The 12,083-nt window shown below is 35.1% G+C and carries 11 protein-coding genes and 1 pseudogene; 11 read left to right on the top strand and 1 reads right to left on the bottom strand.

Going from position 1 to position 12,083, the window contains the following annotated elements; genetic code table 11:
• The 11 genes and pseudogenes from A5849_RS13970 to A5849_RS13910 form a co-directional block, all read left to right on the top strand.
• Positions 1 to 680 (top strand): replication protein RepA (locus A5849_RS13970; protein ID WP_086310188.1); only part of this gene is annotated, 680 nt, incomplete at its 5' end.
• Positions 681 to 1,503: 823 nt separating this feature from the next.
• Entirely contained in the window at positions 1,504 to 1,836 is a 333-nt protein-coding gene (traE, locus tag A5849_RS13965; RefSeq protein WP_002323647.1) for a type IV conjugative transfer system protein TraE, read from the top strand.
• 618 nt (positions 1,837 to 2,454) lie between these two features.
• Complete coding sequence (locus A5849_RS13960) at positions 2,455 to 2,796, top strand: DUF5406 family protein (RefSeq protein ID WP_002295674.1); 342 nt, start codon at positions 2,455 to 2,457, stop codon at positions 2,794 to 2,796.
• 113 nt (positions 2,797 to 2,909) lie between these two features.
• Entirely contained in the window at positions 2,910 to 3,149 is a 240-nt protein-coding gene (locus A5849_RS13955) for a hypothetical protein (RefSeq protein ID WP_086310187.1), read from the top strand.
• 66 nt (positions 3,150 to 3,215) lie between these two features.
• Positions 3,216 to 3,443, top strand: a complete 228-nt coding sequence (locus A5849_RS13950; RefSeq protein WP_002299891.1) for a hypothetical protein — start codon at positions 3,216 to 3,218, stop codon at positions 3,441 to 3,443.
• A gap of 493 nt (positions 3,444 to 3,936) precedes the next feature.
• The gene (gene tnpA / locus A5849_RS13940; protein ID WP_086310186.1) at positions 3,937 to 4,338 is read left to right on the top strand and encodes an IS200/IS605 family transposase; all 402 of its coding nucleotides are present in this window, start codon (positions 3,937 to 3,939) and stop codon (positions 4,336 to 4,338) included.
• A gap of 23 nt (positions 4,339 to 4,361) precedes the next feature.
• On the top strand, positions 4,362 to 5,480 hold the full coding sequence (tnpB, locus tag A5849_RS13935; RefSeq protein ID WP_002311530.1) for an IS200/IS605 family element RNA-guided endonuclease TnpB: 1,119 nt from the start codon (positions 4,362 to 4,364) through the stop codon (positions 5,478 to 5,480).
• A 65-nt stretch (positions 5,481 to 5,545) separates the two neighbouring features.
• Positions 5,546 to 5,911: pseudogene (locus A5849_RS13930) on the top strand (prealbumin-like fold domain-containing protein); the annotation flags it as partial.
• Positions 5,912 to 5,923: 12 nt separating this feature from the next.
• A complete protein-coding gene (locus tag A5849_RS13925) occupies positions 5,924 to 6,679 on the top strand; it encodes a class C sortase (RefSeq protein ID WP_086310185.1) in 756 nt (251 codons plus the stop codon).
• Positions 6,676 to 7,503, top strand: coding sequence for a pilin N-terminal domain-containing protein (locus A5849_RS13920; RefSeq protein ID WP_086310184.1), 828 nt, complete (start codon positions 6,676 to 6,678; stop codon positions 7,501 to 7,503). The genes A5849_RS13925 and A5849_RS13920 overlap by 4 nt, the downstream gene beginning before the upstream one ends.
• A gap of 300 nt (positions 7,504 to 7,803) precedes the next feature.
• Entirely contained in the window at positions 7,804 to 9,903 is a 2,100-nt protein-coding gene (locus A5849_RS13910) for an isopeptide-forming domain-containing fimbrial protein (RefSeq protein WP_174129716.1), read from the top strand.
• A 37-nt stretch (positions 9,904 to 9,940) separates the two neighbouring features.
• Here the strand turns inward: A5849_RS13910 and A5849_RS13905 are convergent, their stop codons facing one another.
• Positions 9,941 to 11,992, bottom strand: a complete 2,052-nt coding sequence (locus tag A5849_RS13905; RefSeq protein WP_086310182.1) for a CAP domain-containing protein — start codon at positions 11,990 to 11,992, stop codon at positions 9,941 to 9,943.
• Positions 11,993 to 12,083 lie beyond the last annotated feature (91 nt).

Raw genomic sequence — 12,083 nt, 5'->3', positions numbered from 1 at the left:
AAGTCTCAGAAAATGATATCTACTTACTCGAAAAATTTGATAGAGAGAATAGGGAAAACGTTGATAAATCAGAGGGTATGAAAATCATACCCACCCTCGACGAAAAATCAGACGCTGAATCCCTTGGGGCTCAAGAGGGTATGAAAATCATACCGTGCCAAAACGTTGATAAATCAGAGGGTATGAAAATCATACCAGAACTTAATAATAATATATTAGACACTAATAGACACAATATAGACACTGAAAAAGACCGCCTACAAGATCAATTGTTGTTAGACAATTTTGAGACAATTATGACAAACGACAGCATTGCTACGTTTGTCCCTGAACGAGTATTAAATTTGATAAAAACATTTTCTTCAAGTTACAGTGAAGCTCAAAAAACCGTCCAGACTATTCATAATGCAAAGAAAAAAGCTGAAATAGAAAGTGGTATTTCGATAGTTTTTGAAGAACTCGATAGTTATTATGTCAATGCAGAACAAGAATTATACACGACACTGTTAAAAGCCTATCAAAAATTAAAAACCGAAAAAGTCGAAAATATCCAGAACCTGATTTTTGTCTATGTAAAAAATTGGTTTATCGAAAAACCAATAGCTGCTAAAGTATCAAGTGAAAAACGTTTGAATTATGAAAGCTCCCCAAGCACTATTACGAAAGACTGGTTAGAGTGAAACTTTACTGACAAAGTGATTGTTGCTTCATGAAGTAACATTAAAATTAAAAATTTTTTATTATTCTAATTATATTACGAATATTACAAAATAATAGCTATTTTAATAGAATTTATAAGTTAAAATATTATGATAAAAATCACAAACGTAGCCTTTTACGTCATAAGTGTTAAAAGAAATAATTAATTTCAAATATAGAAAAGGGAACGTATGTTTGCATACTCCTTTTTTTTGAGTTATAATAATACGCGAAGAGAGATAATTTCATTATTTAAACAAGCTAAAAATCTTGATATTACTTCTTTTCAGGCAATACGAATATTATTCGCTTACATTTTTTGTATAAATTTAATTGTCTGCTATGCTTGTGATGAATTGATTTTCGTTCTGCACTTTTGGATGATAAATTTGGACAATTGAAAATACAAAAAAAAGAAAGGCGGTATGAACTCGGAAGGCTGGTAACCTTCGTCAGCGTTCATACACGGCATTAAGATTTGGCCCTTAATGCGTTAACCTTTCAGTGTTACGGTATTACCCGCAATGGATTTAGTATAACAGATATTCAAAAGTGATACCACTTTTTTTGGCTGTGTTAAGGTTAAAAATACGTGATATTACGATGAATCTATGCCTAAGCATAATGTTATAAAAATGTCCGTGTGGCTCTTTGCCGTATGACGAACGCTGAAATTAGAGGGAACGCATGTTTGGATGCGTTCCCTCTTTTTTGTTTGTCATGAACGAAAATCAATTCTCTATTTTTGAAAAATAACAAGAAAAACTTGTTAAAAATATTTAAAGAAATTGGGTGGTTTATTTTATGTCATATACAGGAATTTTGAGTCTCAAAGATATTTGTCACTACGGTAAACGGTGTACCGCTACAGAGAAAATCACGAAGAAACTATCAACTGGCCAAAGTAAAACCGTTGTGCAGTGTAAGAAATATATAATCCAGAAAGACAAAGTCTCAGAGGAAATGATTTATTACATTGGGAAACAAAAGCAAATAATTTTAAAAGATCCTATCCCCTTAAAAGAGCTATATCCAACAATCAAACATGTTTATGACCAAAACGGTGTACTGATTGGTCGAAGAAAAAATGGAGTCTTGCGTTGTACCGCAAAAGGGATGGGGCGTTTGATCGGCTGAATTGATCATTCTCATAACTTGTATTTTATCGTTTTTCGCTTGCTTGAAAATATTGTCGAGACTTCTAAAGGAACTTAGAGTCACTAGAAAAATAAGGAGTAGACTTGATCTATCAACAATTCCCTTCGGGGAGTGACGGGGTAGGTTTTAACGATTGGTAACGTAAAAAATTGGTCAATCGAGTAAATGCGCTTGTTTGGATAGTGGTGAAATGAATTTGTGTAAATAATAAGCGCAGAGTAAACAAGAGGGAATTTAGAAGTTAGACAAGTTAGAATAGCGTCTAGATTAATCATGAGCAGCTACTAAGGGATCTAGACTTTGACGCAAACTCATGGAATAAGGAGTAGGTCTTCTCGTAATGGGGAGGACGCACAAGAAATTGTGTCGTGTGCTGCAGTACATGTAGATACTTGCGAGGACGTTGATTATTGGATCAATCGAGCATTTACCGCTGTCTACTAGGGTTTCTCGTTTCGGACGCCATAAACGAGTCGAAATTTTTTATGTATTTTTAAGTAAACGAAAAACGATAAAATATGAACAAGTCCTGAATAAAGTGAAAAAATTGATATAAAACATAGAGAAAATGAAATTTACGTAATGGAGGAATGACAAATGAAAAATTATGATCCGAATATACGATTGGGCACACATACTATTAAGGTTTCTTTCCAACGTTGGGATTACAAAGGATTTGTGACGTTTAGAAGGGGCGGAAATTGTAAAGGATTAGATGTTTTAGCATTAGACGAGGATGATTTATACGATCAAACATTGACTGATAATCCAATTGGATTCGGCTTGCTACCTGAAGATGATGAAGGTAATGAATGGTTTAAAATGACGCTTATGAATGATAATGGAGACGAATTATCTGTTGAAGATACTTGGTCATATTTGAGTGATTATATTGTCAGCTTTGAAATCATTGAATTTGTAGCGGATAAAGAAGAATAAAAACTGGAGGAATAAATTTTACAGATAAAGGCTTAGAAGGAGTCACGACGATTAATAAAAAGGTAGTATTACCTTAGGCATTGAGTAAGGAATTTATTTAGGAGGAATAGTAGATGGCGCGACCAGTTTTAGAGGCGATGGATATGGATACTTTGACAAAAGGAAGGTATGTACAGCTGTTAGCTCGTGGTTATTCACCTAAAGAAGTATTCAAAGTCTTATCTAAAGGAACAGATATGGAAAAAGAAAGATTGCGAAAAGAATTCGATTATTGGAGAACCCATAATGGAATCAAGGATTTGAAACCAGCACGGCCAGTAATTAAACGAAAGAAAAAGATAACCCAAGACTGAAGTGTAGAGCGTATGTGATCATAGGCTTTTTTATTTTTGCAAAAAACAAGGAAGGTAGGAAAACTCATGAATTATGAAGAAATCGAAAACAGAAAAAAAGTGTCGAAAGAAATGGAAGAAAAGTTACTAAAAACGATGAAGCAAAAACACCTTAAAAGATTATCTGTCGCGCAATATATCAATGATATGCAGTTAACAGGAAAAGAGAAAGCTTGTTTGTTAGGTTCAATGAAAAACTTTGAACAGTTGAGACGAACTTATAGCTTTTGCGGGCGAGAAAACCCACGGTTTTAACCGTGTGGATGATAGCCCGCACTGTACTGTAAGAGCATAGGGAAACTTGTGCTTAGTGGAATATATAAAATCTCGTATATCCCAACAAAGAAACTGAATTGCGGGGAACCCCTAAAGCGAGTAAAACGACAACGTAGTCTTGAAATAGGCAAACGTGACCGTGGCGAAAGCAGAAAAAATTTACTCGATAGCATATGGTTAAATCCTAAGTGTTGCGACAATGGGCAATCTGCAGCGAAGACTCGAACAGAGTAACGTTCAACGACTATTCCTCTTGAGGGAAGTACACACAAGCGTGTGGAAGTGGTTTCGCCGTACTGGGTAAAGCCAACGGATAAGATATAGTCTGTGCTGGCACGAAAGTGTCAGAAGTTCATCAGAGAACTGCATAGGAAGTAGCGAACCTATGTGAACAAACTCCACATAAAAAATTCTTCATTCTTTTGTGTATATTAACATTGATTTAGTACATGGCTTAACCTAAAATTAAGGTATGGATAACGAATACAGACACTCAAAGACAACTGTATCGTTAGTCAATTACCACTTTGTTTTTTGCCCAAGGTATCGTCGGAAAATATTCGTTAATTCTGAAGTAGATGCTAGATTTAAAGCACTCGTTCAAGAAATAGCAAAGGAAAACGAGTGGAACATCATTGCAATAGAAACAGATAAAGATCATTGTCATTTATTAATAAATGTTCAGCCTACGTATTCTCCTTCTAAAATCATGAAGATAATAAAAGGTAAGACATCTAGCATAATCCGGCAAGAGTTTGAACACTTAAGTAAAATGCCAAGTGTTTGGACACGTTCATACTTTGTTTCAACCGCAGGAAATGTATCTAGCGAAATTATCAAGCGATATGTTGAGAACCAAAGAACAAGATATTGATTGCGTTAAGGAGGTGTGCAGAAATGAAAAAGGCTCATAAAATCAGGATTTACCCCAACTGTCGGCAAGAAATTCAATTTCAAAAAACATTCGGATGCGTTCGTTTCTATTGGAACTTTCTACTAGATCAACGTATAACGAATTACAAGAAGAAAAAAGAAAATGCCGATTACAAAGAAGATAAGACAACGTATGCTTCATTGAAAAAAATGGAAGAATACGCTTGGCTAAAAGAAGTTGAAGCTCAACCACTTAGCCAAGTAGCCATGGATCTAAATAAAGCATTTAAAAATACGTTCAACTCTACTTTTGGATTTCCTAAATTCAAAAGTAAGAAGTATTCCAAAAAGTCCTATCGAACAGCTATGGGTATAAAGGTGAATAGAAACTACTTTTATGTATCCAAGGTTGGCTGGGTAAAAATGGCTGAAACGTTGCGTTTCAATGGTAAATTAATGAATGTGACAATCAGCCAGTCAAAAACAGAAAAATATTTTGCAACTTTTTTAGTCGATATTGAAAACTTCCAAAAAGATCCTGTGACGGAATCCATTGGTTTAGATTTGGGTCTTACTCATTTCTGCATAACTTCCGCAGGTGAGAAGATAGGAAACGAGAGATTCTATCGATCATTAGAAAAACGCTTAGTGGTAGAGCAACGTAAACTTTCAAGACGCTTAGAAGTAGCAAAGAAGCATAATCGTAAATTAGAAGAGTGCAAAAACTACCAAAAGCAAAGAGTGAAAGTGGCACGTATCCATGAAAAGATTTTTAACCAACGAAATGACTTTTTACACAAACTGTCTTCTCGTATAACTGATGAGAACCAAATCATTTGTATTGAGGACTTGAATGTAACAGGCATGGTTAGAAATCATAAATTAGCTAAATCAATAGCAGACGTATCTTGGAGTGAATTTGTAAGGCAATTAACATACAAGTGTGAATGGAAAGGTCGAACGTTAGTAAAAATCGACCGTTTTTACCCTAGCTCGCAAATATGTTCTTCTTGTGGTCATAATGACGGTAAGAAAGAGTTAGATATTAGAGAATGGACTTGTAGCAATTGCGGAACAAATCATGACAGAGATATCAACGCTAGTATAAACATTAGAACCGAAGGACTTTCGGGGATAGCTTAGTAAATTTGCGCCCGTTTGGGTGTATTACCTAAGAACCCCATGACTTTAGTCGTGTGGAGTGTCAGGGTGGATTAGTTGATACGGATAAAGACGGTGTCAAAGAAGCAGTATGGGTAGACAATGTAGCAAATGCAGCGATCCTAAAATCAGATAAAGAAGGGCGCTTTGAAATCACTGGTTTAACTGAAGGTGAATATTCATTGGAAGAAACAAAAGCACCAACTGGTTACCAAAAATTAACAGAAGATATTGCATTTAAAGTAAACAAAAACTCATTTAAAGAGGAAAATCGAATCACTGTTAAAAATAATCAAAAAGCAGCTATTCCATTAACAGGTAGTAATGGTTTCCAAACGTATGTATTGATCTCTTGCTTGTTGCTAGGAGCAGGGGCACTTTCTGCAGTTGTTTACTTTAAGAAGAAAGCCTAGAAGGATCAGCTAATGATTATTAGTAAGCCCCCAAAAAGAAGAGTCATGCACAAACTGATGATATTTTTTTGGTTGCTGTCGGCAGTAGCAGTCTATTTAATTCCAGTTGTGGAAACAAATGTAGCTAAATTTCAACAAAAGCAAAGAATTTTAGCCATTGAAAATCTTGAAAAAACAGATTCTTCTTTGGATGTTGCGAAAATAGAGTTAGGCGATCCTGTTGGTGTTCTTACAATTCCAAGTATTTCTTTAAAACTACCAATTTATGACGGAACTTCCGACAAAATTTTAGAGAATGGTGTAGGGATTACGGAAGGAACTGGCGATATTACAGGAGGAAACGGTAAAAATCCTTTAATCGCGGGGCACAGTGGACTTTATAAAGATAATCTTTTCGATGATTTGCCTTCAGTAAAAAAAGGGCAAAAATTCTTTATTAAGGTAAATGAAGAACAACATGCCTATCAAATTTATCGAATTGAAGAAGTTAAAGCAGAAGAATTACAAAAAAATTATTTAGATTATCTCATGCCTGAAAAAGACCATGATAGGATCACGTTAATGACATGCACACCAAAAGGTGTCAACTCACACCGCTTTTTAGTGTATGGTGAACGAGTTTCATTCAGTAAAGAAGATTTAAAACTACAGAAAAAAGCAAAAAATAGGAAATCAATTTCATTGGATTGGCGATTAGCACTGCTATTCGCTTTTTTTGCGTTCCTATTATTTTTATTTATAAAAAAAATAAGGAGGAGATCGGAATGAATAAGAGAAAATGGCTGTTTGTTTGTGTAGCAGCTCTCTTTGCAACTGCAGCTTACTCACAGATATCTTTTGCTGATAGCAGTACCACTCCAACTACCAGTCAGACAACAGATAGTTCAACAACTGCAACAAGCGACACGGACAGTTCGAAGAACACTGCAGAAGAAACGGCAGATTCAAGTACGAGTTCTACTGAATCAGCGGAATCAACGTCAGAAAGTTCTTCAGAGACTTCAGAAAAACTGCAAGAAGTAGAAGATACGCAAGTAATCAAGCAAAACATTCATATTCAAAAAATTATTTCTTCGAATCGAATCAACAATCAAGGAAGGCAAGTAGCTCAGCAAGAAGGTGTCAATGGCGCAAAGTTTATTGTCTACGATATCACGAATATCTTAGAAGAAATGACACAAGATGATAATGAGAAAAATCAATCGGTAGAAATAATTGAGTCAAAATTGAAAGATCGAGCAAAAAAACTTTCATACGACCAGTTGAAAAAAGTAACTGAAGGAGAAACCAAAACAATTGATGATCAGGAAGGCGTGATTGATTTTTCAATTGAAGTACCTGCAAACAAAAAACAAGCATACTATATCGTCAATGAATCAAGCCCTGAAAACATTTCAAATAGCGAAGATATTGTTTTATTGACACCTGTTTCAGATGAAAAGGGTGAATTTTTGACGGATGTTTGGTTATATCCTAAATCAAAGAAATCAGAGCCGAAAGAAGAAATTAAAAAAGTTGTATCAACTGGTGTAAAGAAAAACTTTTTTGATAATTGTTGGGATTTTTTCACTCATTTATTTTTTAACGATTAGGATGAAATGATGAAAATAATAAAAATGTTAGCTTTTAATCTATCTTTTTTAGCCGCAACAATATTGTGTTGCGGTTTAGTTTTTTCTCAATTATCAATTTACCCAAGATATCAACGATTGTTCGTTCATTTTCTAAATATCCAGCATGCTTCCATGCCACTAGAAGTGATTAACACGCTCTTAATCAATCCAATTTTTATGGCTAGTTTGTTTCTTCTTGCAGGATTGGTAACGTGGGTATTAGGAAAAAAAGAATGAGAAGCTTACAATCGTTTAACAAAATAATAGATGGAGGGCATTATGGAAAATAAAATTCATTGCACTACGGGAAGAGTATTTACTTTAGTGTTGTTTTTGTTCCTTCTTCTTTTTGCAAGGGGAACTGCAGTCCAGGCCTTAGAAAAAGTTGATCCGAGTCAAATCAAAGAGAATAATAATCTGGTACTTTATCATGATAGTGATTCATTGAGAGATATCGAAGTAACTGGGATCAATGGATTTAAGATACTAGATGAGTATTCAACTAAAAAACAAAAAGTACTTGCTTGGCCAAAAGTCAAAGATTTGAAAAGCACGTCAAAAATTGTTGCCCATTATCAAAAGGTGGGCACTTATCTAGGAAAAGAAATTGATTGCGACGTAACTTTTTCTAATTTTGTAGCGCACGCTGGGGTTAACCAAGACGGATTAGCTAAAACAATTAATGGGAAAAAGTATTATAATTATTTGCTCTTTGATAAAAACATTTATCGAGGCTTTTTCATGCAGTCAATCAACGTTATGAATGTAAAACTAGATTTTAAGTATTCAGGATCAAAAACAAAAGTAGCTTTGAGTGAACCACAGCCAGAAATTAATTCAAAAATGAGATCGATGAGAGCAGCTGGTATTGAGTTGAATGATACATTTCTATCTATTTACAGTTTAAATGGACAGTATCAGCAACGTGTGTCTTGGTATAATGACAATAATGAATCTGTCGGTGAACGTAATATTGATATGAGAGAATTTGTTGGGTATGAAAAAATGGGTAGCTTACCTTATTTTGTCACAACAGATACAGCATGTGCAGAATACAAAGCTCCTGCGTTATCAACAAACAATTTAACTTCAAAAGTAGTGGGAGGACGTGCAGAAAAGGCTTATAGCTCGAATGATCATTTCACCGATGTTGTAGGAGCTGATACTTATCACAGAAGTGGTGTAACGTATACGCTTCAAGGCGCTTCCCCAACATTCATGATTGGCGCAAATACGAATAGTATGATGTTTAGCTTTGATACTGCATTGCTATGGACACCACAACCATCGAAGCCTACAAAAGAAGTGTTTAACAAAGCTAATACTGAAGAGGCAGCACACAATATTGACAAAAAAGTGATTCCACAAGGATCAGATGTTTACTATCATATTCACCAAAAGTTTGATGCATTAACAGTCAACACAATGAACAAATACAAATCATTTAAAATCACTGATACCTTTGACAGCAAAAATTTTGATATGGTATCGGATGGGAAAAACTATGATGGTGCATTGTGGTATGTTGAAGCGAATGGTACTTGGAAAAAAGCAGATACAGGAGGAAAATTAACTGTATCAGGTAATACAGTCACTTATACTGCTTCTGACAGCTTTCTAGCCAATGCTGCAAATTACGGTAGGGACTACATTTTGCAGCTCCATATGAAAGCAAAAAATGATGCAAAAGGAATTGCACCAAATGTGGCTACTGTAACGTTTAACAATGATCCGAACAAAGGAACACAAAAAACAAATACAGTAGAAAACTATTTCTCTCTTAAACCAAATAAAAAAGTGGAACAAGATGGGAAAGATGTTGATGGTCGAAATGATGGTAAAAAAGGAACGCCTACAGCTCCTTTAAATGCAGGATCTGAAGTACAATATCTAGTCACACAAAAATGGCATACAAAAGGTGTAGACATTGCGTCAGATCATTACAAGCAATTTAGTATTCAAGATCCAGTGGAAGCTCGTTTGACGTATAAAGAAGGTTATGCGCGAGTGATAGATATGAGTACAGGAAAAGATATTACTTCAGAAGGTACACTAACCTATGATAGCAATTCAAGAACGCTGAAGTGGGAAGCTTCCGCTGATTTCTTAAGTAACAATCTTTTAGATGGACGAGAAATTCAACTGATATTTACAGCTAAAACTCCTTTGAATGAAGAATTGGATATCGACAACCAAGCAAAAGTTTCAGTAGAAAGTATTGAGAAAGCAACTAATGTAGTAACGATTGGGGTAAAACCTAACTTACCTCAGATCATTGTGCCAAAAACTGGATCGAATCATTTAGTGCTAACTGTTATTGGAAGTATATTATTTCTTACTTTAGCATCATTGGGCTATGTAGTTTTAAAACTCAAATAAATATAAAAACAAGGCTGAGAATCAGCCTTGTTTTCTTTTATTTGAAGATTGGATTCGCACTAATAAATACATTATCTACGCCAATTCTACCAGCAGAGTCAACTACAAAATTATGACCTAATCCGAGAATACTTTGGTTATTATAAAGTAAATTTGCATTATGGGCAGGGCTATTTTTCCATCCTACCATGGCATCGATAGCACCATCGTCTGATAAAAGGTCATCAATATACAGCCCAGTTTGACTTATGTTTTCTCCTTTAGCGCCGTAGCAGCCTAAACTTTCTAAGAGATCTTGGAAAGTACCGCCGCCAGGTCGATAATGACTGAAGCTTACTTGTAATTCTTTTGCACGTATATCAGCAGCTTGTTGAACGATATCATTAAATTGCATTGGAGCTGCACCGTTTTGTTGACGATAATTATTTAACCATACAAGTTCTTTTTGACGCACATAGTTGTTTAAATCACTTAATGAGATATTTTTGTATTTGAACGTGATCGTTCGATTTTGGTCAACATTATTGATTACTCGTTGGCCGTTTTTATCTACGCTAATGGAAGGATCGTCATTTCTACACAAGAAATAATTTTGATCAGTCATATTTTTCCAAGGAGTAGAGAAGCTATCCCCTTCGTATACTGTTTTTGATTCACTAGAGAGAACAGCGTTGGTATCAGCATTTACATGATTAACAGTCACATTAAATTTACGAGTGTAGTTGAAAATATAATTTTGACTTTCAGTCACATTGTTTAAGGTTACTGAATTTGTTGGTTCTACCCGATCGTCTAAAACATATCCTTGAATAGAAGGCGCAGTTAAAGTGACACTGTCACCGTGAGTGACGTTGACTATCTGTTCTTTCAAAATATTAACTCGTCCTTCATTTTTGTAGTTGTTATTGCACAACAAATTGATTTGATGCACTTGATTATAATTGAATGTGATTGTTGTATTACCTGTGATTGTTCTGCTTTGAGTATCATTACCAATCACTTTGTAGCTAAAATTATCTTTAGCGCCTTCGCTATATTTAAATGCTTTTGCCTTAGCAGTGTAAGTAGAACCAGAAGTTACTTTTGCTTGATCTGTAGCAATCACTTGACCTGTTTGATTGTCAATATGGTTAATGGTAACCATATATGGCGTTTCAGGTTTGTGTTGCAACCCTTTAAATGCAGCATCTAGACTATTTTTAGCATTATTTACTTGGGTTTGAGAAGCCTTAGAATCGTCTAGTACTTTTTTAGCATTGGATAAAGCAGTCTGAAAATTATTCCAAGATTCTTCTGTAAAATCTCCTTTAGCAGTTGATTTTACTCGGTTGTATAAAGCTTGTAATTCAGCTTTATTCACAGTAGGTGCTGGTTTTTTCTTTAATCCCTTGTAAGCAGAATCTAAATTATTTTTAGCACTATCCACTTGTTTTTGAGTCGCTTTTGAGTCATTTAACACTTTATTAGCATTATTTAAAGCAGTTTGAAATGCGTTCCAGGTATTGTCGGTATAGTCACCTTTTTTCGTTCCCTTAACGCTCGTATAAAGAGCTTCTAAAGCTGATTTATTCACTTTGGGTTTAGAGGTGTCAGCGCCATACCAACCGATACCTTCGTATTTCCAGCCATAGTCTTTGGTTAACCATTGTACTTCTTTCCAACTTGCAGTGTAGTGATGTGAGCCAGATTTTACACCAGGAAGGAAAAGGCGGTAGATCGGTTTATTATTTTTTTCGGCAGAACGCCAGGCAGGCCCTTCATAAGTCCAGCCGTAATTTTTAGTCAACCATTTCACTTCATCCCAACTAGCTGTGTAATGGTGATCACGAAGACCTTTATTGTATAAACGATAGACAAGATGACCACCGCTAGTCGGTGCTTCCCAAGCAGGGCCTTCATAATTCCCCCACTTAATCTTCACTAGGTGATCACGTTCTTTTGTGCTAGAGGTGTAAAAATGTTCATGGTTATTTGGATTATAAAGGCGATACATGACGTTAGTTGAAGCAGCATCAGCAGATCCAGCGAAACCAAGTGTGGCAGCAAATGTTCCAATAGCTAAAACAGTTTTTGGGTTTAATAATTTCATATTTTCAACTCCTAAAAATTAGTTAAAATCGATTACAAAATCATTATATATCGGTAAACCGATATGGTCAATAAAAAAATTAAGAAAAGCC

The organism is Enterococcus sp. 10F3_DIV0382 (genome assembly GCF_002140245.1).
Taxonomy (GTDB): Bacteria; Bacillota; Bacilli; order Lactobacillales; family Enterococcaceae; genus Enterococcus_B; species Enterococcus_B lactis.
This window is presented reverse-complemented; position numbering and strand designations above follow the sequence as displayed.